24 protein-coding genes and 1 tRNA gene are annotated in these 26,911 nt (G+C 69.4%); 15 read left to right on the top strand and 10 right to left on the bottom strand.

The annotated features are described in order from the left end of the window. The first annotated feature begins 178 nt into the window (after positions 1 to 178). Positions 179 to 1,048, top strand: coding sequence for a hypothetical protein (locus tag AC1RN5_RS20410; protein WP_493043412.1), 870 nt, complete (start codon positions 179 to 181; stop codon positions 1,046 to 1,048). 130 nt (positions 1,049 to 1,178) lie between these two features. After that, a complete protein-coding gene (locus AC1RN5_RS20405; protein ID WP_493043409.1) occupies positions 1,179 to 1,556 on the top strand; it encodes a hypothetical protein in 378 nt (125 codons plus the stop codon). A gap of 284 nt (positions 1,557 to 1,840) precedes the next feature. Here the strand turns inward: AC1RN5_RS20405 and AC1RN5_RS20400 are convergent. From AC1RN5_RS20400 to AC1RN5_RS20390, 3 genes are all read right to left on the bottom strand, one after another. Continuing rightward, positions 1,841 to 1,930 (bottom strand) — tRNA-Ser (locus AC1RN5_RS20400). Positions 1,931 to 2,016: 86 nt separating this feature from the next. Further along, on the bottom strand, positions 2,017 to 2,514 hold the full coding sequence (rraA, locus tag AC1RN5_RS20395; RefSeq protein WP_493043407.1) for a ribonuclease E activity regulator RraA: 498 nt from the start codon (positions 2,512 to 2,514) through the stop codon (positions 2,017 to 2,019). Then, positions 2,511 to 4,061 (bottom strand): class I adenylate-forming enzyme family protein, encoded by a 1,551-nt coding sequence (locus AC1RN5_RS20390; RefSeq protein ID WP_493043405.1) that lies wholly within the window; start codon positions 4,059 to 4,061, stop codon positions 2,511 to 2,513. Before AC1RN5_RS20390 ends, rraA begins: the two co-directional genes overlap by 4 nt. 206 nt (positions 4,062 to 4,267) lie before the next feature. On the opposite strand from AC1RN5_RS20390, the gene AC1RN5_RS20385 reads away from it, so the two are divergent. From AC1RN5_RS20385 to AC1RN5_RS20375, 3 genes are all read left to right on the top strand, one after another. After that, positions 4,268 to 5,749, top strand: coding sequence for an AMP-binding protein (locus tag AC1RN5_RS20385; protein ID WP_493043404.1), 1,482 nt, complete (start codon positions 4,268 to 4,270; stop codon positions 5,747 to 5,749). A gap of 190 nt (positions 5,750 to 5,939) precedes the next feature. Next, the gene (locus tag AC1RN5_RS20380) at positions 5,940 to 7,124 is read left to right on the top strand and encodes a thiolase family protein (protein ID WP_421933368.1); all 1,185 of its coding nucleotides are present in this window, start codon (positions 5,940 to 5,942) and stop codon (positions 7,122 to 7,124) included. 1 nt (position 7,125) lies between these two features. Beyond that, positions 7,126 to 7,539 (top strand): Zn-ribbon domain-containing OB-fold protein, encoded by a 414-nt coding sequence (locus AC1RN5_RS20375; protein WP_421933369.1) that lies wholly within the window; start codon positions 7,126 to 7,128, stop codon positions 7,537 to 7,539. Between the two features lie 32 nt (positions 7,540 to 7,571). Here AC1RN5_RS20375 and AC1RN5_RS20370 read toward each other — a convergent pair whose 3' ends face one another. Next, the gene (locus AC1RN5_RS20370) at positions 7,572 to 8,789 is read right to left on the bottom strand and encodes a CaiB/BaiF CoA transferase family protein (RefSeq protein ID WP_493043401.1); all 1,218 of its coding nucleotides are present in this window, start codon (positions 8,787 to 8,789) and stop codon (positions 7,572 to 7,574) included. A 172-nt stretch (positions 8,790 to 8,961) separates the two neighbouring features. On the opposite strand from AC1RN5_RS20370, the gene AC1RN5_RS20365 reads away from it, so the two are divergent. From AC1RN5_RS20365 to AC1RN5_RS20350, 4 genes are read left to right on the top strand one after another with little or no spacing between them, the layout of a single operon-like run. Further along, a complete protein-coding gene (locus AC1RN5_RS20365; RefSeq protein ID WP_493043399.1) occupies positions 8,962 to 10,128 on the top strand; it encodes an acyl-CoA dehydrogenase family protein in 1,167 nt (388 codons plus the stop codon). Continuing rightward, positions 10,125 to 10,904 (top strand): enoyl-CoA hydratase/isomerase family protein, encoded by a 780-nt coding sequence (locus AC1RN5_RS20360; protein ID WP_493043398.1) that lies wholly within the window; start codon positions 10,125 to 10,127, stop codon positions 10,902 to 10,904. Before AC1RN5_RS20365 ends, AC1RN5_RS20360 begins: the two co-directional genes overlap by 4 nt. Positions 10,905 to 10,908: 4 nt before the next feature. Next, the gene (locus AC1RN5_RS20355; protein WP_493043396.1) at positions 10,909 to 11,586 is read left to right on the top strand and encodes a GNAT family N-acetyltransferase; all 678 of its coding nucleotides are present in this window, start codon (positions 10,909 to 10,911) and stop codon (positions 11,584 to 11,586) included. Positions 11,587 to 11,626: 40 nt separating this feature from the next. Then, positions 11,627 to 11,974, top strand: coding sequence for a hypothetical protein (locus AC1RN5_RS20350; protein WP_493043394.1), 348 nt, complete (start codon positions 11,627 to 11,629; stop codon positions 11,972 to 11,974). 36 nt (positions 11,975 to 12,010) lie between these two features. Here the strand turns inward: AC1RN5_RS20350 and eda are convergent, their stop codons facing one another. The 4 genes from eda to pgl are packed head-to-tail and all read right to left on the bottom strand — an operon-like array spanning position 12,011 to position 16,105. Further along, complete coding sequence (eda, locus tag AC1RN5_RS20345) at positions 12,011 to 12,631, bottom strand: bifunctional 4-hydroxy-2-oxoglutarate aldolase/2-dehydro-3-deoxy-phosphogluconate aldolase (RefSeq protein WP_493043392.1); 621 nt, start codon at positions 12,629 to 12,631, stop codon at positions 12,011 to 12,013. Beyond that, on the bottom strand, positions 12,628 to 13,602 hold the full coding sequence (gene glk / locus AC1RN5_RS20340) for a glucokinase (protein WP_493043390.1): 975 nt from the start codon (positions 13,600 to 13,602) through the stop codon (positions 12,628 to 12,630). Before glk ends, eda begins: the two co-directional genes overlap by 4 nt. Continuing rightward, complete coding sequence (gene edd / locus AC1RN5_RS20335; RefSeq protein ID WP_493043388.1) at positions 13,599 to 15,413, bottom strand: phosphogluconate dehydratase; 1,815 nt, start codon at positions 15,411 to 15,413, stop codon at positions 13,599 to 13,601. The genes glk and edd overlap by 4 nt, the downstream gene beginning before the upstream one ends. A gap of 17 nt (positions 15,414 to 15,430) precedes the next feature. Beyond that, positions 15,431 to 16,105 carry a 6-phosphogluconolactonase gene (pgl, locus tag AC1RN5_RS20330; protein ID WP_493043386.1) on the bottom strand — a complete coding sequence of 225 codons (675 nt, stop codon included), beginning with the start codon at positions 16,103 to 16,105 and terminating at the stop codon, positions 15,431 to 15,433. A 146-nt stretch (positions 16,106 to 16,251) separates the two neighbouring features. Here pgl and AC1RN5_RS20325 point away from each other — a divergent pair, with 146 nt between their 5' ends. Both AC1RN5_RS20325 and AC1RN5_RS20320 read left to right on the top strand, forming a co-directional pair. Then, positions 16,252 to 17,316, top strand: coding sequence for a glycosyltransferase family 4 protein (locus AC1RN5_RS20325; RefSeq protein WP_493043384.1), 1,065 nt, complete (start codon positions 16,252 to 16,254; stop codon positions 17,314 to 17,316). A gap of 11 nt (positions 17,317 to 17,327) precedes the next feature. Next, positions 17,328 to 19,478 (top strand): amylo-alpha-1,6-glucosidase, encoded by a 2,151-nt coding sequence (locus tag AC1RN5_RS20320; protein WP_493043382.1) that lies wholly within the window; start codon positions 17,328 to 17,330, stop codon positions 19,476 to 19,478. Here AC1RN5_RS20320 and pyk read toward each other — a convergent pair. Next, entirely contained in the window at positions 19,465 to 20,934 is a 1,470-nt protein-coding gene (pyk, locus tag AC1RN5_RS20315; RefSeq protein WP_493043380.1) for a pyruvate kinase, read from the bottom strand. The two genes, AC1RN5_RS20320 and pyk, sit on opposite strands and share 14 nt — an antisense overlap. 125 nt (positions 20,935 to 21,059) lie before the next feature. Between pyk and AC1RN5_RS20310 the strand changes: the two genes are divergently transcribed. Continuing rightward, a complete protein-coding gene (locus AC1RN5_RS20310; protein ID WP_493043378.1) occupies positions 21,060 to 22,847 on the top strand; it encodes a glycoside hydrolase family 15 protein in 1,788 nt (595 codons plus the stop codon). A 59-nt stretch (positions 22,848 to 22,906) separates the two neighbouring features. Beyond that, positions 22,907 to 23,134 carry a DUF5961 family protein gene (locus AC1RN5_RS20305; RefSeq protein WP_493043376.1) on the top strand — a complete coding sequence of 76 codons (228 nt, stop codon included), beginning with the start codon at positions 22,907 to 22,909 and terminating at the stop codon, positions 23,132 to 23,134. A gap of 10 nt (positions 23,135 to 23,144) precedes the next feature. Here the strand turns inward: AC1RN5_RS20305 and zwf are convergent, their stop codons facing one another. After that, entirely contained in the window at positions 23,145 to 24,608 is a 1,464-nt protein-coding gene (gene zwf, locus AC1RN5_RS20300; protein WP_493043374.1) for a glucose-6-phosphate dehydrogenase, read from the bottom strand. Between the two features lie 153 nt (positions 24,609 to 24,761). Here zwf and otsB point away from each other — a divergent pair, with 153 nt between their 5' ends. Both otsB and otsA read left to right on the top strand, forming a co-directional pair. Continuing rightward, positions 24,762 to 25,514, top strand: coding sequence for a trehalose-phosphatase (otsB, locus tag AC1RN5_RS20295; RefSeq protein WP_493043372.1), 753 nt, complete (start codon positions 24,762 to 24,764; stop codon positions 25,512 to 25,514). Beyond that, the gene (gene otsA, locus AC1RN5_RS20290) at positions 25,511 to 26,911 is read left to right on the top strand and encodes an alpha,alpha-trehalose-phosphate synthase (UDP-forming) (RefSeq protein ID WP_493043370.1); all 1,401 of its coding nucleotides are present in this window, start codon (positions 25,511 to 25,513) and stop codon (positions 26,909 to 26,911) included. Before otsB ends, otsA begins: the two co-directional genes overlap by 4 nt.

Raw genomic sequence — 26,911 nt, 5'->3', positions numbered from 1 at the left:
CTGGCCGCAGTTATTCGCTGAATAGCCCTCTGGCTGTCGCACCGGTCCGGAGACACGGCTGGATGCCTGCCGGTGGGATCCGCACTCGATCGCTAGACAGCCGGCGAAGTTCGAGTGGGTAATTCATAGTCTGCAGGCCGCGAAATGTGGCTACGAACCGCACCCAGGGACCTTCGTCATGACCGTCATGTCTCGTCAGGCCATGTTCGAGGCAGCCTGGAAGCGACCTCTGACAGAGATCGCCGATGACCTCGGCATCACCTCGACGGGCCTGAAGAAGATCTGTGATCGGCACGATATTCCCACGCCCGGTCGGGGTTATTGGGCCCAAGTGCGGGCCGGCAAGACATTCCCCCGTCCGGCGCTTCGCCCCGGCAACGATCCGCGTTTGGAAGAAGTCCGGATCCTCGGGGCGCGGCCCTTGCCCCCCGCTGTCGCCGCGGCCATCCGAGCGTCGCGCCTCTCGAGGACGGACCGGCGCAAGGCCGCCGAGGCCAAGACCGCATCGCCGGACCACAAGGACCTGGCCGCGACCCGCCGGGCTCTGTCGCGAGCCCGTCCCGACGGCGATGGATTCGCCTCCGTTTCCGGTCAGGGCATCGTCCCGATAAAGGCAGGGTTGGCATCGCACCTGTCGGCTCTCGCGTTCCTCACCGCGCTGACATCCGCGGCTGAGGCGCGCGGATGGAGCCTTCAATCCACGCCGGACAGAGCGCGCATGATGGTCGAAGGCGAGCCGGTCGCGTCTCGCCTCGAAGAGCAACCGACGAAGACGCCTCATGAGCCGACCGCTAAGGAGCTCGCGCTCAAGAGGGACCGCGACCGCTGGGGCGGTGACAGCCAGCCCTGGCGGACCTGGGATCTGAGCCCTTCGGGGCGCTTGGCTCTGATCATCGAGGAGAACGACTATTCAGGGCTGAGGCGAACCTACTCCCAGCGAAAGGGCCACCCCTTTGAAGAGTCCTTGGACGCCATTCTGATGGGCTTGGCGGCCCGTGCGGCGCTCAAGGTCGAGCGGCGTCGCGAGGCGGAAGTTCGGGCGAAATAGGGATAGTAGGAATTCAATCGCAGCTTGTCTCAGAATTGGCCGAGCTTCGCTGCAAGCGCGCCCGATCAAGCTCACGGGGCACCTTCGGAAGCACCTGGGCAATCCCAAATTCAAGGCGCTTGGCGAGCGGTTGGAGGATCTGAAGAACCGCCACCAGCAGGGCTTGCTCCTCTCCGTCGAGTTCCTGAAGGAGCTGCTCGCCCTCGCACAGGAGGTGGTGAGGACTGAGCGCGAGACACCGCCCGAAGAAGAGATCGACCGTGGCAAGGCGGCCCTCACGGACCTATTCGAAGAAGCACGTAGCGGCGACACGCCAGTAATGGTGAAGCGCATTGTCGATGACATCGACGAGATCGTTCGAGCGGTTCGGTTCGATGGCTGGCAGGCGACGCATGCCGGGGAGCGCGAGGTGAAGAAGGCGCTGAGGCAGACCCTCTTCCGCTACAAGCTGCACCAGGATGCCGACCTCTTCGAGAGAGCGTACGGCTACGTGCGGGAGTATTACTGAGCCTCTGCGCCTAAGGTGCTCAGAATATTGCGGGGCGGTCGGATACCCGGAAAACCTATATGGCGGCTAAGCAGGGTAGATTCGAACTGCTCTCTGCGGTCAAAGAACTCGAACAGGGGCACTCCGGTCCTAACTGGCGGAGAATGGGCTCCTAGAAAGCACCGCTGACCGCCACAAATCGGGCCAGAGAACGCGGAGCCACCATCGGCAATCCATGCCAACCGCCCGGAATGTCGGAGGTTTCCCGGCTTCATGAATGTTGAATGAAAACAAGTAATTATGGCTGGCGGAGAGGGTGGGATTCGAACCCACGGTACCGGTAAAGGTACGCCGCATTTCGAGTGCGGTGCTTTCGACCACTCAGCCACCTCTCCGGAGCCGTCTGGAGGCTCCCCAAGGGGGGCCCGCCGAGCGAGGGCGGAACCTACTCATCGCGCCCTCGCGGCGCAAGCCCGGGCTTTCAGTCTTCGGCGGGCAGGACCACGACGCCGTCCTCGTCGGCGTGCAGCATGTCGCCGGGCAGGAAGACCACCCCGCCGAAGGCCACCGGCATGTCGGCCACGCCCTCGCCGCGCTTGACGCTGCGGATCGGCACCGAGCCCAGGGCCTTGATGCCGATATCCAGGGTCGCCAGGATGGGCGTGTCCCGCACCGCGCCGTAGACGACGATCCCGGCCCAGCCGTTCTTCACCCCGTCGGCGGCGAGAACGTCGCCCACCAGGGCCTTGGCCAGGGAGCCGCCGCCGTCGACGACCAGGACGCAGCCTTCGCCGGGTTCGGCGAGCGTGGCCTTGACGAGGGAGTTGTCCTCCCGGCAGCGGACCGTGCGGATGGGGCCGGAGAAGGCCTTGCGGGCGCCGTAGTCGCGGAACTGGACGAGGCAGACCTCGACCTCGTCCTCGTGGTCGTCGCACAGGTCGGCGACGCTCTTGGCGGGGGTTTGGGCGGGATGGCTCATGCGGTCAGCGCTATGCCTTTGTAATCGTCGCGCAGTTCGCGCTTCAGAACCTTGCCGATGTGGCTGCGGGGCAAGCTGTCCAACAGGATCAGGTCGGCCAGGCGCTGGGTCTTGCCGAGCTTGGCGTTGGTCCAGGCCCTGAGCTCCCCGGCCGTGACCTTGGCGTCCTTCTTCAGGGCCACGAAGGCCACCGGAGTCTCGCCCCACTTGTCCGAGGCCACGCCGACCACCGCGGCCTCCAGCACCTCCGGATGCTGGATGATCTCGGCCTCGAGGTCGGAGGGATAGATGTTGAAGCCGCCGGAGATGATCATGTCCTTCTTGCGGTCCATGAGGGTGAGGAAGCCGTCGGCGTCGAACACGCCCACGTCCCCGGTGCGGATGTAGCGGAGGCCCTCGGGGCTGTACCACTCGGCCTCGGAGGTCTTGCCCGGCTGGTTGTGGTAGCCGACCATCATGGCGCCCGAGCGGCCCACCACCTCGCCGATCTTGCCCTGGGGCACCTCCTTGAGGTCCTCGTCGATCAGCCGGATGTCGTGGCCCGGCAGGGGCCGGCCGACGGTGTGCAGCTTGTCGGGAAACTCATGGGCCAGCAGGCCGCAGGAGCCGCCGCCCTCGGTCATGCCGTAATATTCGATCAGGCCGCCGGGCCAGCGCTTGAGCACGTCGGCCTTCAGGGCCGCGGCGAAGGGGGCGCTGGTGGAGAACTTCATCACGTAGCTGGAGAGGTCGTAGGAGTCGAAGTCCGGGCGCTCCATCAGGCGGCGGTACTGCACCGGCACCAGCATGGCGTGGGTGGCGCGGTGCTTTTCCGACAGCTTCAGGAACTGCTCGGCGTCGAACTTGGGCATCAGCACCGCCGTGCCGCCGTTGGAGATGGTGGGCAGGTAGGAGACGAGCGTGGTGTTCGAATAGAGTGGGGTGGAGATCATGGTCACCGCGCTCTCGGGATAGACCCCGCGGCGGATCTGGCCCCAGCGCATGGCGTGAGGCTGGACGATGCCCTTGGGGGTCCCGGTGGTGCCCGAGGAATAGATGATGTTGAAGCCCTGCTGCGGGGTCACGGTCACCGGCCGCGGCTTGGAGCCCTCCGGGGCCAGCCAGTCCAGCAGCGGGATTCCGGCGTCGGAGCCGTCGAGGGCCACCCGCTGGGCGGTGATCTGGTCGGCGACGCCGGCCAGGGCGTCGGAGACGCCCTTGTCCAGGAAGAAGACCTTGGCGCCGCAGTCCTTGAGCATGCCGATGAGGCTCTCGGGCGTCGAGGACGGCGCGAGCGGCGCGACGACCCCGCCGGCCCGCAGGATGCCGAAGAAGGTCGCCCCGTACTCCACCGAGGAGGTGGCGCAGATGGCCGCGACATCGGCGTTCTCCACACCCTCCCGCTGCAGGGCCGTGGCCATGCGGTCCATGAAGGCGTCGAGCTGGCGGTAGGTGAGGCTGGAGCGGGCGTCCACCAGGGCGGGCTTGTCCGGGCGCGCCTTGGCCTGCTCGCCGATCACCTCGGCCAGGGTTCCGAAGTCCTGGGTCAGCATCTGTTCGACGGACATCGCGTCACTCCCTACCAAATGTTCAAATTTTATCGCGCCGTCTTAGCCGCAAGGCGCTGGGCCCGACAACCGAATATGCCGCTTGCCGACCCCGTCTTCCGCGAGGGAAACTGGCGGCCAACCCCGCAGCATAGGCGGGGGCCCTGGACGCCTTTCAGAACCGCCCGAACCTGCAATCGGGCATCCATTTGGGACGAGACGATATTATGGCCGACGAGATGATTTCCCTCGGCGCGAAGCTGAGAGCCTTCGCCCAATCGCAGCCCGACGCCCCGGCGGTCAGCTGCGGCGACGCCACCCTGTCCTATGGCGAGTTTCACCGGCTCACCAACCGCGCCGCCCGCGGCCTGCTGGCCTATGGGGTCAAGCACGGCGACCTGGTGACGCTCGGCCTGCCCAACTCCACCGACTTCGCCGTGGCCTGCTGGGCCATGTGGAAGATCGGCGCGACGCCGCAGCCGGTGGCCTTCCGCCTGCCCCAGGCCGAGCTGGAGGCCATCATGGAGCTGGCCAAGACCCCGGTGGTGATCGCCGAGTTCGAGGCCAAGATCGACCGGCCGCTGCTGAAGGTTTCCGACCTGCTGGCCAAGAGCGACGACGAGAGCGACCTGCCCGACGCCACCGCGCCCGTCTCGAAGGCGCCGACGTCCGGGGGCTCCACGGGACGTCCCAAGCTGATCCTGGCCGGCCAGCCCGGCGTGACGACGAAGGAGACGCCGGCCGTCGGCGGCTGGCAGCTGACCTCGCAATCCGTCGCCGTCCTGCCGGCGCCACTCTACCACAACGCCGGCTTCGGCATGATGATGAGCGTGCTGAACCTGGGGGCGCACCTGATCGTCATGCCCCGCTTCGATCCCGAGGCGACCCTCGCGGAGATCGAGAAGCGCAAGGCGACCTGGATCTACCTGGTGCCCACCATGATGAACCGCATCTGGCACCTGCCGGAGGAGGTTCGCACCAAGTACGACCTGAGTTCGCTGAAGACCCTCTGGCACCTGGCCGCGCCCTGCCCGCCCTGGCTGAAGGAGGCCTTCATCCATTGGCTGGGGGGCGAGGTGATCCAGGAGCTCTATGCCGGCACCGAGGCCCAGGCCTCGACGGTGATCTCCGGGACCGAGTGGCTGGAGCACCGGGGCTCGGTGGGCAAGGTCCGCATGGGCGAGATGGTCGCCTTCGACGACAACGGCAATCCGCTGCCGCCCCGCGAGATCGGCGAGATCTACATGCGCCGGCCCGAGGGCATGCCCCCCAGCTACAAGTACCTGGGCGCCACGGCCAAGGTCCTGCCGGGCGGCTGGGAGAGCCTGGGGGACATCGGCTGGTTCGACGAGGACGGCTATCTCTACCTGGCCGACCGCCGCACCGACATGATCCTGGTGGGGGGCTCCAACGTCTATCCCGCCGAGATCGAGGCGGCCCTGGAGGAGCATGACAGCGTCCAGTCCGTCGCGGTCATCGGCATCCCCGACGACGACCTGGGCAACAAGATCCACGCCATCGTCCAGACCAAGGGCGCGGGAGACGAGGCGGCGCTTCGCGAGTACCTGAAGACCAAACTCGTCACCTACAAGCAGCCGCGCACCTACGAGTTCGTGGACGAGCCCCTGCGCGACGACGCCGGCAAGGTGCGCCGCACGGCGCTGCGCGACGCCCGCATCGCCAAGCTGAAGGAAGGCCAGCCGGCCTAGCTCAAGCTGTCATCCCGGAAAGCGCGCAGCGCTTGTCCGGGACCCAGACGCACCGGTCTTGCCGGAGAGATCGGTGTCTATGGGTCCCGCACTTCCGCGCCTGCGGCGCTGCATGCGGGATGACACCCAGGGTGGGGCGGGCTAAGCCAACCGCCATTCATTTAGAGACGAATTTCGAGGAAGGGGATCGATGAGTATTAAGGGCAAGGCCTACATCATGGGGGCCTATGAGCACCCCACCCGGGACGCTCCCGACAAATCCACGCCGCAGCTGCACGCCGAGTGCGCCAAGGGCGCCCTGGCCGACGCGGGCCTCACCAAGGACGACATCGACGGCTACTTCTGCGCCGGCGACGCCCCGGGCTTCGGCGGCATGTCCATGGTCGACTATATGGGCCTGAAGAACGTCCGCCACATGGACTCCACCGAGACCGGCGGTTCGTCCTATCTGCTGCACGTCGGTCACGCGGCCCAGGCGATCGCGGCGGGCAAGTGCACCGTGGCGCTCATCACCCTGGCCGGCCGTCCGCGCCAGAACAAGTTCTTCCCCGGCGGCGGCGGCCGACCGGGCCAGCTCACCGACGGACCGCCGGAAGCCGGCTTCGAGAACATCTACGGCGGCTCGACCCACAACACCTACGGCATGTGCGCCATGCGCCACATGTACGAGTACGGCACCACCAGCGAGCAGCTGGCCTGGATCAAGGTGGCCGCCAGCCATCACGCCCAGTGGAACGAGCACGCCTTCCTGAAGGACGTGGTCACCGTCGAGCAGGTGGTGAACTCCCGCATGATCTCCGATCCGCTGCACCTGCTGGACTGCTGCGTCGTCACCGACGGCGGCGGCGCCCTGATCGTCACCAGCCCGGAAGTCGCCAAGAGCCTGAAGCGGCCCCTGGTGAAGGTCATCGGCGCCGGCGAGTCCCCCAAGGGCCCGCGCGGCGGCAAGGACCTGGACCTGACCCACTCCGGCGCCCTGTGGTCCGGCCCCATCGCCTTCGAGGAGGCCGGGGTCACCCCGCAGGACATGAAGTACGCCTCGATCTACGACAGCTTCACCATCACGGTGCTGATGCAGCTCGAGGACCTGGGCTTCTGCAAGAAGGGCGAGGGCGGCAAGTTCGTCTCCGACGGCAACCTGATCTCCGGCGTCGGCAAGCTGCCCTTCAACACCGACGGCGGCGGGCTGTGCAACAACCACCCCACCAACCGGGGCGGGATCACCAAGGTGATCGAGGCGGTGCGCCAACTGCGCGGCGAAGCCCACCCCAAGGTCCAGGTTCCCAACTGCGACCTGGCCCTGGCCCACGGCACGGGCGGATCTCTGGGCACCCGCCACGGCGCGGGCACCGTCATCATGGAACGGGAGGCCTAGGATGAGCGACGTTCAAGACAAGCCGGCCGAGGGCCGCAAGATCCCGGCCCCGGCCGTGACCATCGAGAGCAAGCCCTTCTGGGACGCGGCCGAACAGGGCAAGTTCCTGATCAAGCGCTGCAACGCCTGCAAGGAGCCGCACTGGTATCCGCGCGCGCTCTGCCCCTTCTGCTTCTCCGACGACACCGTCTGGGAAGAGAGCCCGGGCGAAGGGGTGATCTACACCTACTCCACCATGCACCGCTCGCCGACCGGCCCCTACGCCATCGGCTACGTCACCCTCAACGAGGGCCCGGCGGTGCTGACCAACTTCGTGGACTGCGACCTGTCCAAGCTGGCCATCGGCCAGAAGGTGAAGGTGAAGTTCCAGGCCACCGAGGGCGGCCCGCCCGTCCCGGTGTTCTCGCCGGTCTAGACCGCGATGACCGGAGGGGTTCGCCCCTCCGGTCAGTCCGCCTTCAGCCCCATCTCCGCCGTCACCTCGGCCGTGTCCTCGCCGAGCCGTGGCGCGTGGCGGCGGATGTTGCTGGGCGAGCCGGTGAACTTCACCGGCGGCTTCATGGCGTTGTAGGGCCCGGCGTGCGGGTGGTCGTAGCGCTCGAAGAAACCCACGGCCTTGAGGTGCGGATCCTCGGGCAGGTCGTCCAGGCGGGCGGTCTTGACGATGGGGATCGACAGCGGTTTCAGCAGGTCCAGCCACTCCTGGGTGGTCTTGGTCTGGGTCACCTCCCCCACCAGGCCATAGAGCTCGCCAATATGCTTGGCGCGGGTGGCGTAGTCGGAGAAGCGCGGGTCCTTGCCGAAGGTCTCGCCCATGCCGGCGGCGGCGAAGAACTGGTCCCACTGCTTGTCGGTGTAGGGCAGCAGGCCGATGTAGCCGTCCTTGGTCTGGTAGGGCTTGCGGTTGGGATTGGCCACCCGCTGGTAGGCCCACTGGCCGGTGGGCGGCTCGAAGGTGTGGTCGTAGAGGTGCTCCACCAGGTTGAAGCTGGTGACGCATTCCAGCATCGGCACCTCGATGAACTGGCCCTGGCCGGTGCGCTCCTTGTGCAGCAGCCCCGCCGTGATCGCCTGACACATGAACAGCCCCGAGACCTTGTCGGCCACCAGGGTCGGCAGGATGCGCGGGGTGGGGTCGCCATCGGTGCGGGGCAGCAGGTCGGCCAGGCCCGAGGCCGACTGGATCAAATCATCATAGGCCGGCTCCCCGGCATAGGGGCCGTCCGAGCCGTAGCCGGCGGCATGGGCATAGACCACATCGGGGCGCAGGGCCTTCACGTCCTCATAGGCCAGGCCCAGACGCTTGAGCCCGTCGTAGCGGACCGAGGTGGCGAAGACGTCGCAGCTCTTGATCAGAGCCTCCAGCAGCGGGCGGGAGGCGGGATCGCGCATGTCCATCAGCACCGAGCGCTTGTTGCGGTTGATGGTCAGGAAGATGGGGCCGAGGTCGCGGGGACAGTCCTCCGGTACGTGGCCAGCCCAGCGCATGATGTCGCCGCCGTCGCCGCGGCCGGAGCCCGGGTCCTCCAGCTTGATGACCTCGGCGCCCTGGTCCCCCAGCATCTGGGTGGCGTAGGCGCCGAACACCACGCTGGTGAGGTCCAGGATCCGCACGCCGGCCAGGGGCCCGGTGGCCTTGGTCGCCAGTTGCTTGGTGTCGGTCACGTCGAAGCTCCCCGTCGTCTCTTGCCCCTGGAAGACCATTGAAGCCGGGGTGCGCGCAAGAGGTCACGCCGGGGCGCCGCCTTGAGGAATTTTCAGCGGAAGCTTGCCGTCCGGAGCGGCAACCCGGCTAATTCCCCGCAAGGCGAGATCAACAGGCGTCGAGGGCGGACCTATGGACTTCGAACTTTCCGAAGAGCACCGGATGCTCAAGGACCTGGTGCAGAAATTCGTCCGTGACGAACTGATGCCCCTGGAGCCCCGGGTCCTGGCCCGTGAGGCCGAGGGCAAGGGCGTGGGCCTGACCACCGAGGAGCGCGAGAAGATCGACGTGGTCTCCAAGCGCCTGGGCCTCTGGGGACTGGACGCGCCCGAGGACGTCGGCGGCTCGGACTTGCCCCAGGTGGCCCTGGTGGCGGTGAACGAGGCTCTCGGCTCGACGGTGACCCCCTACACCCTGCCGCCGGACAGTCCGAACCTGCGGATGCTGATGGCCACGGTGACCGAGCGCCAGCGGGAGGCCTATCTCGCCCCCTATGTGCGCGGCGAGACCATCAGCGCCATCGGCATCTCCGAGCCGGGCGCGGGCGCCGACCCGGCCGGCATGATCACCAAGGCCGTCCGCGACGGCGACGACTGGATCATCGACGGAAGAAAAATCTGGACGAGCCGGGCCGCCGAGGCCGACTTCACCATCGTCATGGCGGTGACCGACAAGGAGAAGGGCGCCCGGGGCGGGATGAGCGCCTTCCTGGTGGACGGGGACAATCCCGGCTTCAAGGTGCTGCGCAAGATCCCGATGATCGGCGGGGCCATGACCTATGAGGTGATCCTGGAGAATTGCCGGGTGCCGGGCTGGAAGCTGCTGGGGACCGAGGGCCAGGGCTTCGCCCCCATGCAGGTGCGGCTCGGCACGCGGCGGATGGAGATGGCCGCCTGGTGCATCGGCCTGGCCCAGCGGGCCCTGGACATGATGTGCGAGTACGCGCCGCAGCGGGTGACCTTCGGCCAGCCGCTGTCGGACCGCCAGGCGGTGCAGTGGTGGGCCGCCGACGCGGCTATCAAGATCCACGCCGCCCGGCTGATGACCTATGACTGCGCCGCCAAGCTCGACCAGGGCCGCGACGTGCGCAACGAGATCTCGATGATCAAGGTCTTCGCCACCGAGATGGCCTGGGAGGTCATCGACAACGCCATGCAGTGCTTCGGCGCCATGGGCATGACCAAGGAAATGCCCTTGCAGCTGATGGCCTCGCTGGTACGCAACATGCGGATCTATGACGGGCCCTCGGAAGTCCACCGGATGGTGGTGGCCCGCAACCTGATGGGAACGAGACGATGAGCACCACCTACGACCACCTGAAGGTCACCCACGACGGCCACGTGGCGACGGTGGAGATCGACCGCCCGCCCTTCAACCACGTCTCCGTGGAGCTGATGGCCGACCTGGCAGAGGCCCTGGAGCGGATCGACGGCGACGGGGTGACCCGGGCCGTGGTGCTGTGCTCGGCGGGCAAGGCCTTCTGCGCCGGCGCCGACCTGGTGGCCAGCGACGGTATCGCCGGCAGCGGCATGGGGGGCATCGGCAGCCTCTATGACCAGGCCGTGCGGCTCTACGCCATCGAGACCCCGATCGTGGTGGCGGTGCAGGGCGCGGCGGTGGGGGCGGGCCTGGGCCTGGCCCTGGTGGGCGACTTCCGCGTCGCCGCGCCCGAGGCGCGGTTCACCGCCAACTTCGTCAAGCTGGGCTTCCATCCGGGGTTCGGCCTGACCCACACCCTGCCCCGGCTGATCGGCGAGCACCGGGCCAACCTGATGTTCCTGACCGGGCGCCGGGTGAAGGCCGAGGATGCGCTGGCCTGGGGCCTGGTGGACGAGGTCGCGCCGCTGGCCGATCTGCGGGCCGCCGCCGGCCGCCTGGCCCTGGAGATCGCCGAGAACGCGCCCCTGGCGGTGATCGCCACCCGCAAGACCCTGCGCGGCGACCTGGCCGCCGCCGTCCGCGCCCAGACGATCCACGAGCACGGCCAGCAGACCATCCTGCGGGCCACGGAGGACTATGCCGAGGGCGTGCGGGCGGTGTCCGAGCGCCGGGTCGGAAACTTCAAGGGCCGCTAGGGCGATGGCCCACCCGCTGGACCGGCCGGTCTGGAGCACGCTGAGCACGCGCCAGCGGGACCTGGCCCTGGGGGACGACCGGGCCCTGCGGTTCGACCCCCGCTACAACGTGTTCGGCGCGGCGGCCGACGGATCGCCGGAGAACCTGGCCGCGCTTGGCGAGCTGATCCCGGCGGACGGGACCCTGTGGGTGGTGGAGGCCCAGCCCTTCACCCCGCCCCCCGGCGTCACGGTGGTGAAGGCGGCGGTCTGCGCCCAGATGGTGGCCGAGCGGCCGAGGCCGGGCGACGCGGACTTCGCCTATGAGGACCTCACCGAGGCCGACGCAGCCCAGATGCTGGCGCTCGCCACCCTGACCGAACCGGGTCCCTTCTTCGAGGCCACCCACCGCCTGGGCGCCTTTGTCGGGATCAAGCAGGACGGTCGGCTGGTGGCCATGGCGGGCGAGCGGATGCGGCCCGAGGGCTTCACGGAGGTCAGCGGGGTCTGCACCCATCCCGACCATCGCGGACAGGGCCATGCCGGGCGGCTGATGCAGGTGGTGGCCGGGCGCATTGTGGGCCGCGGCGAGACGCCGTTCCTGCACTCCTACGCCAGCAACACCGGAGCGGTTCGGCTCTATGAGTCCCTGGGTTTCGCCATCCGTCGAGAGGTGACGGCGAGCGTGCTGGCGTGGGCCTGAGCCATCTTGCCAAATCGATGGGCGGGCTTAGATCAGACCTATGAAAGGTCGCCCGCCTCCCCAGAAATCGCCGCAGGAGAAGAAGCAGCACAGCTACGCCAGCGATCGGCGCAACAGCTATGGCGAGAACGACAAGGCTTCACGCAAACTCATACCCCTGCGCAAGGCGCAGGAGGCGAGAAGCGTCAGGCGCAAGGTCAATCAGGCCCTGTCGGCCATCCCGGCGCTGGATGAGGCCGCCGCCGCCGTGGTGGAGAGTTCCGCGCGGCACGATATCGACCGCGTGGGCGGCTGGACGAAGTCGCCCGACAAGCCGCTGGCCGAACATCTCGATCGGCAGAGGGAGCGGCAGGACGCCCGGACCGGCCGAAAGCCGAACAAGCCCTAACGCCGGAGGCCTGGCGGTGAGCGGGCCTCCGATCGCCTACGCCGGCTGGCCCAGCCGCGACGCCGCCCGCGCCAGATCGGTGATCCGGCCCCAATCCCCCGCCCGCACCGCGTCCGCCGGCGCGACCCAGGAGCCGCCGACGCAGATGACATTGGGCTGGGCCAGGTAGTCCGGCGCGTTCTCCAGGCTGACCCCGCCGGTGGGGCAGAAGGTGGCCTGGGGGAAGGGGCTGGCGAAGGCCTTGAGCGCGCCCACCCCGCCGACGATGTTGGCGGGGAACAGCTTGAAGTGGCTGTAGCCGGCCCGCAGGCCCCACATCAGTTCGGTGGCCGTGGCGATCCCGGGCAGCAGGGGGACGGGGCCGTCGAAGCCCTCGCCCTCGATCAGGCCGGGGCTGACCCCGAACCGGGCCCCGGCGTCGGCCACCGACTGGCGGGCCGAGGCGGTGGTGATGGTGCCGGCGCCGACCACCGCGCCCTCGACCTCGCCGGCGATGCGGCGGATGGCTTCCAGGGCGACCGGGGTGCGCAGGGTGACCTCCAGCGCATAGAGCCCACCGGCCACCAGGGCCTTGGCGAGCGGCACGGCGTGGGCCTCTTCCTCGATGATCAGGACCGGGACGACCGGCGCGAGCTTGAGGATCTCCTGCAGGGTCAAAGCCGGTTTCCTTCCAACTGTTTCAGCGCCCGGGCCGCCCCTACCAGAGCCGCGTAGGGATGGACGATCAGGGAGGTGGGGATATCGCGCGTATAGTCGGAAAGCCGCCCCTTGTCTTCGAACCGCCTGCGGAACTCCCCGCCGTTCAGGCGATCGACCATGCGCGGGGCGATGCCGCCGGAGACATAGACCCCGGCGCGGGCGCCGAAGGTGAGCGCCAGGTCCCCGGCCACAGACCCCAGGATGCCGCAGAAGCGGTCGAGGACCTCCGAGCAGAGGGGGTCGCCCGCCTGGCCGGCGGCGAACACCGCCTTCTCGTCGGCCAGGGCGGTCGGGACGCCGCGGATCTCGCCCAGGGCCTTGTAGAGTTCGAACATGCCGCGACCCGACAGCACCCGCTCGATGGAGACCCGGCCGTGGAGCTTGCGCAGCCAGGCCAGAACCTCGGCCTCCAGCTCGTCATAGGGGGCGAAGGCGCCGTGGCCGCCCTCGGTGGCGATGGGGACGTCGCCGCGGTCGGAGCGGGCCAGACCCGCCACCCCGAAGCCGGTGCCCGCCCCCAGGACGACGAGGGGCGCCCCCTCGGTCCCCTTCAGCACGGGGCCCAGGGGCTTGAGGTCATCGGCGTCCAGGGCCGGGGCGGCCAGGGCCTGGGCGGCGAAGTCGTTGAGCAGCTGGGCGGCCTCGAAGGCGAAGGTGCCCACCAGTTCGCCCTCCGAGATCCGCCAGGCCAGGTTGGTGAACTCGATCTCCCCGTCCACCACCGGGCCGGCCACGGCCAGGACGGCGCGTGGCGGACAGCGGCGGCCGACGGTGGTCTCCAGGTACTGGGCGATCACCTCGCCCAGGGCGCCGAAGTCGGCGGCGGCGTAGGTCTTGGGGTGGCGGATGTGGCCCGCGTCGTCCACCAGGGCCAGGCGCGCGTTCGTGCCCCCGACGTCGCCCACCAGGCCGGTATAGTTGGTCTTCACGCGGCGTCCCCGAACAAGGTGCAGGCCCCGGCCTCGGCGGGTCCGGCGGCGCGGCGCATGGCGCCGAAGAGTTCACGGCCGTAGCCGAAGGCGGCGGTAGGCCCGGGCGCCTCGGGCCGGGCCGCCAGCTCGGCGGCGGGGACCAGGATCTCCAGCACCCCGGCATGGGCGTCCAGCCGCACGAGGTCGCCGGTGCGGACGAAGGCCAGGGGCCCGCCCATGGCCGCCTCCGGCGAGACGTGGATGGCGGCGGGCACCTTGCCCGAGGCGCCGGACATCCGCCCGTCGGTGACCAGGGCCACCTTGAACCCCTTGTCCAGCAGGACCCCCAGCACGGGCGTCAGGCTGTGGAGCTCGGGCATGCCATTGGAGCGGGGGCCCTGGAAGCGGACCACGGCGATGAAGTCGCGGTTCAGCTCGCCGTTCTTGTGGGCCTCCAGCAGGTCGTCCTGATCCTCGAAGACGATGGCCGGGGCCTCGACGATCAGGTGCTCGTCCTTCACCGCCGAGGTCTTGATGACCGCGCGACCCAGACCTCCGGACAGCAGGCGGATGCCGCCCTCGGGCTGGAAGGGGTCGTTGGCCGGCCGCAGGATGTCGGGGTTGAGGGAGGTCGTCGGCCCCTCGCGCCAGACCAGCTTGCCGTCCTCCAGGAAGGGCTCCTGCTGATAGCGGCGCAGGCCGGGGCCGGCGATGGTGGTGACGTCCTCGTGGGCCAGGCCGGCGTCCAGCAGTTCGCGCACCACATAGGCCATGCCCCCGGCGGCGTGGAAGGCGTTCACGTCCTCGCTGCCATTCGGATAGACCCGCGCCATCAGGGGCGTGACCTTGGAGAGCTCGTCGAAGTCGCTCCAGTCGACGATGACGCCCGCGGCCCGCGCCATGGCCACGATGTGCAGGGTGTGGTTGGTGGAGCCGCCGGTGGCCAACAGGCCCGCGATGGCGTTGACGATCGACTTCTCGTCCACCACCGCCGACATCGGCGCATAGGCGTTGGTCCCGTCGGCGATCTCGATGGCGCGGCGGGGCGCGGCCGCGGTCAGGGCGTCGCGCAGGGGGGTGTTGGGGGTGACGAAGGCCGCGCCGGGCAGGTGCAGGCCCATCATCTCCATCATCATCTGGTTGGAGTTGGCGGTGCCGTAGAAGGTGCAGGTCCCCGGCCCGTGATAGGACTTCATCTCCATGTCCAACAGCTCGTCGCGGGTCGCCTTGCCCTCGGCGTAGAGGCCCCGAACGCGAGCCTTGTCGGCGTTGGAGGCGCCCGAGGTCATGGGGCCGCCGGGAACGAAGATCACCGGCAGGTGGCCGAAGGCGAGCGCCCCGATGGTCAGGCCCGGCACGATCTTGTCGCAGATCCCCAGCATCAGGGCCGCGTCGAAGGCGTCGTGGGTCAGGGCCACGGCGGTGGCCATGGCGATCACGTCGCGGCTGAACAGGGAGAGCTCCATGCCCGGTCGGCCCTGGGTGACGCCATCGCACATGGCCGGCACCCCGCCGGCGAACTGGGCCGTGCCGCCCACCGACTCGGCGGCGGCCTTGATGATGTCGGGGAACCGCTCCAGGGGCTGGTGGGCGGAAAGCATGTCGTTATAGGCCGAGACGATGGCCACGTTGGGCGCATTGGGGTTGCGCATCCGCTGCTTGTCGCCGTCGGGGGAGGCGGCGAAGGCGTGGGCCCAGTTGGCGCAGGACAGCTTGGCGCGGCCGGGCCCGGCGTGGCGGGCGGCCTCCATGCGCGCCAGATAGTCGGCGCGGCTTTCGCGGCTGCGCTCGACGATGCGCGCGGTGACGGCGGCGGTGACCGGATGCATGGGATTGCTCCTAAAACTCACGGCGTCCAGAGGACGCGCACGGGCGCTTTAGCCTGTTTGAGGAAGGCGTGCACCGGCAGTCCGGAGCCCGCCTCGACGATCTGGCGTTTCACCGCGCCGCGGATCAGGACCAGGGTGGCGCGGGCCTGCAGCAGGGCCGGCAGGGTGAGGCTGATGCGGGCGATCGGCGGCGAGCCGACGCCCGCCGGAACTCCGATCACGAAGCGGTCGCCGGTCGGATCCAGACCGGCCGCCATCACCGGACTGCCGGGGATCAGGGAGGCGATATGGCCGTCCTCCCCCATGCCGAGGAACAGCATGTCGAAGGGGGCCAGCGCCCGCAGACGGGGGTCGGCGAGGTCGGCGGCGGCGTCCGGGGTCGGGACGCTGGCGTAGAGGGGCAGGAAGGTGGCCGCCGCCGCGGCGCCCCGCAGCAGGCGCTCACGGACCAGGCGCGCGTTGGAGTCCGGCGAGGTGGCGGGGACGAACCGGTCGTCGGAGAGGCTCACCGTGACCCGCCCCCAGTCGAGGTCGGCCCCGCTCAGGGCGTCATAGACCGGCGCCGGCGAGCGGCCGCCGGTGCCGATCAGGCTGGCGTGGCCGCGCGCCGCGAGGCCCGCGCTCAGGGCGGCCACGGTGGCGGCGCACGCGGCGTCCGCCAGGGCCGCCTCGTCGGGGAAGGACTCGATCATACCCGCCCATAACGCGGCGCGCGGCGGACGGATCGCAAAAACAGCGTTCGGATGCGGAACTTTCCCGCGAGCTCGGGAGCTATGCCTTTGCAGGCGCGGCCTCTTCCAGCGCCGGCGGAGACTCGCCCCCAGTCCAGGATTTCGCCATGAGAATCGCCCAGGTTCCGCCTCTGTATGAAGCCGTTCCCCCGCGGTTCTATGGCGGGACCGAGCGGGTGGTCTCTCACCTGACCGACGCCCTGGTGGAACTGGGCCACGACGTCACCCTGTTCGCCAGCGCCGATGCGCGGACCAAGGCCAAGGTGGTCACCGTGCGCGACCAGGCCATCCGCCTGGACCCGGCCCCGCTGAAATCCGACCTGGCCGCCCACATGTCGATGCTGTCGGAGGTTCGCCGCCGCGCGGCCGATTTCGACGTCATCCACTTCCACACCGACATGATCCATTTCCCCTTCTTCGAGGACATGGCCGACAAGACCATCACCACCCTGCACGGGCGGCTCGACCTCAAGGACCTGGACGGGGTCTACCGGCGCTGGCCGCAATACCCCCTAGTCTCCATCAGCGACGACCAGCGCAGGCCGCTCGCCTTCGCCAACTGGGCCGGCACCGTCCATCACGGCATGACCACCGACATCTACGACTTCCATCCCACCTCGCAGGGGTATCTGGCCTTCCTGGGCCGGATCTCGCCGGAGAAGCGGCCCGACCGCGCCATCGCCATCGCCAAGCGGCTGGGCCTGAAGCTGAAGATCGCCGCCAAGGTGGACGCCGCCGACCAGCGCTATTTCCAGGAGAAGATCGAACCCCTGATCCTGGGGGAGCCGCTGATCGAGTTCATCGGCGAGATCGGCGACGAGGCGAAATCCGCCTTCCTGGGCGGGGCGCGGGCCCTGCTGTTCCCCATAGACTGGCCCGAGCCCTTCGGCCTGGTGATGATCGAGGCCATGGCCTGCGGCACGCCGGTGGTGGCCTATGCCTGCGGCTCGGTGCCCGAGGTGATCGAGGACGGCGTGACCGGCTATATCGTGCGCACCGACGACGAGGCGGTGGACGCCGTCCGCCGGCTGGACGCCCTGGATCGCCGCAAGGTGCGCCAGCAGTTCGAACTGAGGTACTCGGCCACCGCCATGGCCCGGCGTTATCTTGACCTCTACGCCCGGCTGGGCGCACCGCTCAGCCAGGACTTCGCCTTCGCCGCCACCGCCTGAGGCACCAAGACATGGACGATCTCGCGCCGGCCCAGGACGCGCCGGTGGAGTTGGGCGAGTCGGTCGAACCGCGCACCCCGCACCGGCTGCACGCCCTGAAGGACAAGGACACCTTCGTGGTGGCCGACTCCTATGGCGACATCCTGGGGTCCGGCGACGGCCTGTTCCACAACGACACCCGCATCCTGTCGCGGTTCCGCGTGCTGCTGGGGGGCAAGCCGCCGTCCCTGCTGTCGGCGGCCATCGCCCAGGACAATGTGTTCTTCACCTTCAACGGCGCCAACCAGGCCCTGCCCTATCCCGGCGGCCCGGTGGGCCCCCCCGGCGTGCTGCACATCGAGCGCAAGCGCTTCCTGTGGGAGGAGCGGCTCTATGAGCGGATCTCCTGCACCAACTACAGCCGCGACGTGGTGCTGTTGCCCCTATCGGTCGAGTTCGGGGCCGACTTCCACGACATGTTCGAGGTGCGCGGCATGAAGCGCGCCCGGCGCGGCCAGATGCTGCCGCCGCAGATCGACGGGCGCCGGGTGCGGTTCGGCTATGTCGGGCTCGACCAGGTGGAGCGGGCCAGCGTCATCGCCTTCTCCGACCCGCCCGGCCGGCTGAGCGCCCATCGGGCGGAGTTCATGTACTCCCTGGCCCCCGAGGGAAGGCTGGAGCTCTATCTGGAGATCGGCGCCACCGACGGCCACGTCCCCAGCCGCGAGCGGTTCCGGGACGGGGCGGCCCGCGCCCGCTGGGACATGCGCGCCCGGCGCCGGCACGGGGCGCGGCTGAAGAGTTCCGGGCGGCTGTTCAACGAATGGCTGGAGAAGTCCCGGGCGGACCTGGCCCTGCTCACCACCCGCATGGAGACCGGCCCCTATCCCTATGCCGGCATCCCCTGGTTCTCCACGGCCTTCGGCCGCGACGCCATCATCACCGCCTGGCAGATCCTGTGGTTCGAACCCTCCCTGGCCAAGGGGGTGCTGACCTATCTGGCGGCCCACCAGGCCGAGGAGGTCTCGGCCTTCCGCGACTCCGCGCCGGGCAAGATCATGCACGAGACCCGCAAGGGCGAGATGCCGGCCCTCGGCGAGGTGCCCTTCGGCCGCTATTACGGCGGGGTCGACACCACCCCGCTGTTCGTGGCCCTGGCCGGCGCCTATGCCGAACGCACCGGCGACATGGCCCTGATCGACGACCTGTGGCCGGCCCTGATGGCCGCCACGGCCTGGATGGAGCACTTCGGCGACACCAATGGCGACGGCCTGATCGACTATGCCCGGGGCCAGGAGAGCGGCCTGGCCAACCAGGGCTGGAAGGACAGCCAGGACAGCGTCTTCCATGCCGACGGACGCTTCCCCGACGGGCCGATCGCCCTGGTGGAGGTTCAGGGCTATGCGTTCTCCGCCTACCGGGCCATGGCCCGCTTCGCCCGCCTGCGCGGCGACGACGACAGCCACGACCGCTGGGCCGGCCGGGCCGAGCACATCCGCGAGACGGTGGAGGCCCGGTTCTGGATGGAGGACCAGCAGTTCTACGGCATCGCCATCGACGGCGACGGCGAGCTGTGCCGTACACGGACGACCAATCCGGGCCACCTGCTGTTCTGCGGCCTGCCCTCGCCGGAGCGGGCGCAGAAGGTGACCGAGCAGCTGCTCTCGGCGCGGTTCGAGTCCGGCTGGGGCCTGAGGACGCTGGCCACCGGCGAGGCCCGATTCAACCCGATGAGCTATCACAACGGCTCGGTCTGGCCGCACGACACGGCGGTCTGCGCCATGGGCCTGTCGCGCTATGGCGAACGCGACGGGGTGGTGAACCTGACCTCGGGCCTGTTCGAGACCGCCGCCAGCTTCGAGATGCGGCTGCCCGAACTGTTCTGCGGCTTCCCGCGCAACGCCGGCGAGCCGCCGGTGAACTATCCGGTCGCCTGCCTGCCCCAGGCCTGGGCGGCGGGCTCGGTGTTCATGATGCTGCAGGCCTGCCTGGGGATCTGCGTGAACGGGGCCGACGGCGAGATCGAGATCGTCGATCCGCGCCTGCCCATCGGCATCGACCGGCTGTCCGTGGACGGACTGAGGCTGGGGGAGGCCCGGGTCAACCTGCTGTTCGAGCGGTCCTCGGGCAAGGTCACGGTCCACGCCCACAGCCGCTCGGGCGTGCCGGTCAAGATCCGCTAGGGCCGATATCGTTCAAGCTTGAACGACTCGTCGCCTGGCGCTTCATCGGCGTGTGGGCCAGGCGCAGGATATTGGCCGCGCCCGGCGAGCCCATGGGCAGGCCGGCCAGGATCAGCACCCGGTGGCCGGGGGGCGCCAGGCCCAGGTCGGTGACCATGTTGACCGCCACCTTCACCAGGTCCTCCGGATCGGTGACCTCGTCGATCACCCGGGCCTCCACGCCCCAGGCCAGGGCCAGGCGGCGCGCCGCCGCCAGGCGGGTGGTCAGGGCCAGGATCGGCTGCAGCGGGCGCTCCCGAGACAGGCGCAGGGCGGTCTGGCCGGTGGTGGTGAAGGCCACCAGGCAGCCGGTGGACGCCGCCTCCCCCGCCCGGCGGGCCGCGGCCACCAGGGCGTCGGCGTCGGCGTCCTCCACCGGGTATTCCGCCCGCATAAGCTCGGGCCAGCGGGGATCCTTCTCAACCCGGGTCAGGATGCGGTCCATGATGGTCACCGCCTCCACCGGATAGTCGCCGGCCGCGGTCTCCGCCGAGAGCATGACCGCGTCGGCGCCCTCATAGACCGCGCCGGCCACGTCGGAGGCCTCGGCCCGGGTGGGGCTGGGGGACTTGATCATGCTCTCCAGCATCTGGGTGGCGACGATCACCGGGATGCCGCGGGTCCGGGCCGCGCGGATCAGGGCCTTCTGGACCACCGGCACGTCCTCGGGGTTCAGCTCCACCCCCAGGTCGCCACGGGCCACCATCACCGCCTCGCAGAGGTCCAGGATCTCGTCCAGCGCCTCCAGGGCCGCGGGCTTCTCGATCTTGGCCAGGACCCCGGCGCGGCCCTGCACGATCTGGCGCAGCTCGGCCATGTCCGAGGCCCGCTGGACGAAGGAGAGCGCCACCCAATCGACCCCCTCGGACAGGGCGAAGTTGAGATCCTCCAGGTCCTTGGCGGTGAGCGCCGGGATCGGGATGGCCAGGCCCGGCAGGTTGAGCCCCTTGTGATTGGAGAGCGCCTCGCCGGAGACCACCACGGTGTCGGCGAAGTCGGCGCCGCACTTCTCCACCCGCAGCCGCACCTTGCCGTCGTCCAGCAGGATGTCGGCGCCGGGCTTCAGGGCCGCGAAGATCTCAGGATGGGGCACGCAGACCCGGCTGGCGTCGCCGTCGACGGTCTTGCGGTCGAGGCGGAAACCCTGGCCGGTCTTCAGCCGCACCCGGCCGTCGGCGAACTCCCCCAGCCGCAGCTTGGGGCCCTGCAGGTCGGCCAGCACCGCCAGCGGCCGGCCCACCAGGGCCTCGACGGCCCGGACATTGGCGATGGTGCGGGCATGGTCCCTGTGGCCGCCATGGCTGAAATTGACCCGGAAGACGTCGGCGCCGGCCTCGGCCAGGGCGCGGATCTGGGCGGGCTCGCGGCTGGCGGGACCGAGGGTCGCCACAATGCGGGCGTGTCGGGCGCGGATCATCGGGCCTCCCTGCCAAATCGCGTTGCGCTCATGAGATCGATGACTATCAAAAGACGTTCCTGTGGTCAGGGCGCATCTGCGGCGGGCGCCGCGAACCGATCACCACCCTCGAGGATTCGGCCCATATGACCCAGACTCTCGACCTCTTTCCTATCGGCAATTGCGCCGCCAGCGCCCTGATCGACCGTCGCGGCCGGTTTGTCTGGGCCTGCGCCCCCCGGGTCGACGGCGATCCGGCCTTCTGCGCCCTGCTGTCGGGGGAGAAGTCGGAGGACCAGGGATTCTGGGCCATCGAGGTGGAGGACATGGCCAGCGTTCGGCAGAGCTATCTGCGCAACACCCCGATCCTGGTGACCGAGATCACCGACAAGTCCGGCGGGGTGGTGGAGATCACCGACTTCTGCCCGCGCTACCGGCAGTTCGGGCGAATCTACCGGCCCATGGCCTTCATCCGTCGGGTGCGTCCCATCAGCGGCGTGCCGCGCCTGCGCATCCGGATGCGGCCGATGGTCAACTGGGGCGAGTCTCCGGCGGCGGTGACCACCGGCTCCAACCACCTGCGCTATGTCGGCGGCGAGATGACCCTGAGGCTGACCACCGAGGCGCCGGTCTCCCACATCCATGACGAGCGGCTGTTCCGGCTGGAGGAGCCCTTCTCCATGTTCCTGGGCCCCGACGAGGGATTCGACGCCGACGTGGCGGCCACCACCGAGCGGATGCTGAGCGAGACCACCCACTACTGGCGCACCTGGGTGCGGACCCTGACCGTGCCGCTGGAGTGGCAGGAGGCGGTGATCCGCGCGGCCATCACCCTGAAGCTCTGCGCCCACGAGGAGACCGGAGCCATCGTCGCGGCGCTCACCACCTCGATCCCCGAGCACGAGGGCTCCCAGCGCAACTGGGACTACCGGTACTGCTGGCTGCGGGACGCCTACTACGTGGTCCAGGCCCTGAACCGGCTGGGCGCCGCCGATATGCTGGAAAACTACCTGGTCTATCTGCGCAACGTCATCGACTCGGCCAGGGGCGGCCACGTCCAGCCGCTCTATGGGGTGGGGCTGGAGCCGTCCCTGGTGGAGCGGTTCGCCGAGCACCTGCCGGGCTATCGCGGCATGGGGCCGGTGCGGGTGGGCAACCAGGCCCACGAGCACCTGCAGCACGACGTCTATGGCCAGATCGTGCTCTCCACCGTCCAGGCCTTCTTCGACCAGCGGCTGTTCCGGCCGGCGACGGTGGAGGACTTCCGCGCCCTGGAGCCGGTGGGGGAGCGCGCCTTCGAACTGCACGACAAGCCCGACGCCTCGCTGTGGGAGTTCCGCGGCCGCGAGAACGTCCACACCTATTCGGCGGTGATGTGCTGGGCCGCCTGCGACCGGCTGGGCAATGCGGCCAAGCAGCTGGGCCTGATGGAGCGGGCCGACTTCTGGAACAACCGCGCGGCCAAGGTACGGCAGACCATCGAGACGGGCGCCTGGAACGAGACGCTCGGCCGCTTCGCCGCCACCTTCGGCGGCGACGAGCTGGACGCCTCCCTGCTGCAGCTGGTGGACGTGCGGTTCGTGGCGCCTGACGACCCCCGCATGGCCGCCACCATCAAGGCGGTGGAAGAGGGGCTGCGGCGCGGCCCCTACATGCTGCGCTACGCCGTGCCCGACGACTTCGGCGAGCCGAAGACCGCCTTCAACATCTGCACCTTCTGGCTGATCGAGGTGCTGCACATGTCGGGCCGCGCCCAGGAGGCGCGCGACCTGTTCGAGGAGATGCTGGGCCGGCGGACGGCCGCGGGGCTCCTGTCGGAGGACATCACCCTCGACGGCGCCGAGCTCTGGGGCAACTATCCCCAGACCTACTCACTGGTGGGCCTGATCAACTGCGCCAACATGCTGAGCAAGCCCTGGACCAGCGTCAGGTGACCGGCGCGCCGGTGAATCCTTTCGCCGGCGTCGGCGTTAGGTCATCTCAGGAGCCGCCCATGCCCGACCGTCATTTCTCCGCCCGCGCCGCCACCGAGGGCCGCCAGCACGCCTTCGACGTGACCGGCCCCGACTTCGAGACCGCCGCCTTCGAGTTCGTCGATCGCTGGCATCCCGCCCCGGACGAGGACGGCGAGGTCGAGGTGGTGGTCACCGACACCGAAACCGGCGAACGCCACTGCTTCCGCATCGACCTGGGGTCGGGGGAGGCCGAGGCCTGCGGCTAGGAGCCGGCCCCTAGTCGTACCAGGCCCGCTCGGAGCGTTCGATGAGGGCGAAGGCGCCCGAGGGACCCCAGCTGCCCGCCGCATAGGGCCGGGGCGCCATGCCGCTGTCGGCCCAGGCGGCCTCGATGCCGTCGATCCAGGTCCAGGCCTGCTCCACCTCATCGCGGCGCACGAACAGGGTGCCGTTTCCGTGCATGACGTCCAGCAGCAGCCGCTCATAGGCGATGCGCCGCCGGGCGTTGGGGCCGGAATAGGCGCGCAGCAGGGACAGGGACAGCGGCAGGGACTGCAGGCGCATGCCCCCATGGGTCAGGCCCGGCGCCTGGTTCATCAGGGTCAGCTCGATGTCCTCGTCCGGCTGCAGGTCGATCACCAGCCGATTGGCCACCAGGTCGGCCTTGGCGCCGTCGCCGAAGATGGAGTGGGGCACCGGCTTGAACTGGATGGCGATCTGGGTGCGCCGCTCGGGCAGGCGCTTGCCGGTGCGCAGGAAGAAGGGCACGCCCGCCCAGCGCCAGTTGTCGATATCGGCGCGCAGGGCCACGAAGGTCTCGGTGTTGCTGGCCTGGCCGCGCTCGGTCTCATAGCCCGCCGCCGAGGCGCCCCCCACGACGCCGGGGGTGTACTGGCCACGCACGCTGATGGAGGCGACATCGGCGCGGGTGAAGGGCCGCAGGGAGCGCAGCACCTTGACCTTCTCGTTGCGCAGGGACTCCGGCGCCATGTCCGAGGGCGGCTCCATGGCCACCAGGCAGAGCAGCTGCAGCATGTGGTTCTGCACCATGTCCCGCAGGGCGCCGTACTCGTCGTAATAGGGCCAGCGGTCCCCCACCCCGTCGGTCTCGGCCACCGTGATCTGCACGTGGTCGATGGTCAGGTTGTTCCACAGCGGCTCGAACAGGGTGTTGGCGAAGCGCAGGGCGATGAGGTTCTGCACCGTCTCCTTGCCGAGGTAGTGGTCGATGCGGAAGACGCTCTCCTCGGGGAAGACCGCGCCGACGGCGTCGTTGATCACCTTGGAGCTTTCCAGGTCCCGGCCGATGGGCTTTTCCAGCACGATCCGCGCCGACGGTCCGCCCAGGCCCGCGGCCCCCAGCGCGCCGCAGACCCGGCCATAGAGGCTGGGGGACAGGGCCAGGTAGAAGATCGGGGTCTTGGCCGGACCCATGGCGACCTTCAGGGCCTCGGTTCCCGCCGGCTGGGTGGCGTCGCCGCCCACATAGTCCAGGCGCTGGGCGAAGCGGCTCCAGACCTTGTCGTCGACGCCGCCGGCGCGGGACTTCACCGTCTCGCGCACCTGGTCGGCGAAGGCCTCGCGGGTCATCTCGGCCCGGGCGGTGGCGATGATCCGGAACTCGGCGGGCAGGAAGCCGTCGGCGTCGAGGAAATACAGCGAGGGGAACAGCATCCGCTGGGCCAGGTCGCCCGTGCCGCCGAACAGGACGATCACGTCGGCCAGGGGGGATTTCGCCATCGCGTCACCTTTCGCGGAGCCGGGGGTTCAAACCGCGCATAGCGGCGTTCGCCCCTGCAACGTCAAGCCCTGCTCATTCGTTCTAGCGCTGCAACGAAAGGATCGATCCCCCGCGCCAGGCGTTTTGTCGGCGTGACTGGGGTTAGGGATTTCATGGCCATCGCCGAACTCGACCTCCGACCTGACGCGCCGCCCGCGCCCCTGGCCCTGGCGAACACGGCCCTGTTCCTCGACCTGGACGGAACGCTGGCCCCCATCGCGGCGCGGCCGCAGGACGTCACCCCCGATCCGCGACGGACCGGCATCCTCGAAACCCTGCTGGGCGCCCTGGGCGGCCGGCTGGCGGTGGTGAGCGGCCGGACCCTGGCCGACGTCGACCGCATCCTCGAGGGCCGGGTCCCCGCCGTGGCCGCCGTCCATGGCCTGGTGCGCCGAGACGCCGACGGCCAGGTGGCCCAGGCCATCCCCCATGCCGCCCTGCCGCAGGCCCTGGTCGAGCTGCGCCGTTTCGCCGCCGCGCACCCTGGCCTGCTGGTGGAGGACAAGCAGGTCAGCGCCACCCTGCACTATCGCGGCGCCCCCGGTCAGGCCGCCGCCGCCCGCGCCGAGGCCGAGCGTATCGCCGCGGCGACGGGCCTGGCCCTGCAGGCCGGCGACATGGTGTGGGAGCTGCGCACCCCCGGCGCCACCAAGGGCGACAGCGTGGCCGCCTTCCTGGCCCACCCGCCCTTCGCCGGCGCCAAGCCGGTCTTCGTGGGCGACGACCTCACCGACGAGGACGGCTTCAAGGCCGCCCAGGCCCTGGGCGGCTTCGGCGTGCTGGTGGGCCCCGCCCGGACCACCGCCGCGCGCCTGCGGTTGGACAGCGTGGACGCCGCCCTGGCCTGGCTGGAGGCCGCGCGATGAGCCGGCTGATCGTCGTCTCCAATCGGGTCAACCCGCCCACCGGCAAGGGGGACGAGACCGTCGGCGGCCTGGCCATGGCCCTGTCGGCGGCGCTGCGGGAATATTCCGGCCTGTGGTTCGGCTGGAGCGGCAAGACCACGCCGGAATTCACCGGTCATCTGAACGTCGAGCGCTGTGACGGGGTGACGGTGGCCACCATCGACCTCGAGGAGTCCGACCTCAGCGAGTACTACAACGGCTACGCCAACAAGACCCTGTGGCCGCTGTTCCACTACCGCCAGGACCTGACGGCCTACGACCGGTCCTATGGCGAGGGCTATGAGCGGGTGAACAAGCGCTTCGCCGAGACCCTGGCGCCGCTGATCCAGCCCGACGACCTGATCTGGGTGCATGACTACCACCTGATCCCGCTGGCGCGCGAGCTGCGCAAGCTGGGGATCAAGAACCGCATCGGCTTCTTCCTGCACATCCCCTGGCCGGCCCATCAGCTGATGGTCACCCTGCCCGGCCACCAGAAGCTGGTGCAGTCGCTGTTCGACTACGACCTGGTGGGTTTCCAGACCCCGGACTACCGCCAGGCCTTCGAGGAATACGTCCTGACCGAGGCCCGCGGCGCCGCGGTGGGCCCCAACGACCTGCGGGCCTTCGGCCGCACGGTCAAGGTCGGCGCCTTCCCCATCGGCATCGACGCCGCCGAGTTCGCGGAGATGGCCAAGAGCGACCGGGCCTGGCGCACCTATGACGTGATGATGGCCCACACCGCCTTCCGCAGCCTGATCGTCGGCGTCGACCGGCTGGACTATTCCAAGGGGCTTGAGGAGCGGTTCATCGGGTTCGAGCACTTCCTGGCCGCCCATCCGGAGATGGTGCGCGAGGTGCTGATGCTGCAGATCGCCCCGGTGAGCCGCGAGGGAGTCGAGGCCTATCAGGAGATCCGCGCGCGGCTTGACGCCCTGTCGGGCCGGATCAACGGCGAATATGCCGACATCGACCGCAACCCGGTCCGCTACGTGAACAAGAACTACCGCCGCGACGAACTGGCCGGCGTCTACCGCGCCGCTCGAGTGGCCCTGGTCACCCCCCTGCGCGACGGCATGAACCTGGTGGCCAAGGAATATGTCGCCGCCCAGGATCCCGAGAACCCCGGGGTGCTGATCCTGTCGCGGTTCGCCGGGGCGGCCAACCAGCTCAAGCAGGCGCTGATCGTCAATCCGAACAGCCCCGAAGAGATCGCCGACGCCCTGCAGCGGGCGCTCGCCATGCCGCTGGCCGAGCGCAAGGAGCGCTGGCGGATGATGTTCGACAATGTCCGCCGCGAGGACGTCAGCGCCTGGCGCGACGCCTTTGTCAGCGCCCTCGAGGACATCGGCGAGGTCCACACGGCGCTCGCCAGCTAG

Source organism: Phenylobacterium sp. GW821-FHT12F10 (assembly GCF_058806695.1).
The sequence above is the reverse complement of the archived record's forward strand: the minus strand, read 5'-3'. Positions and strand labels throughout refer to the sequence as shown.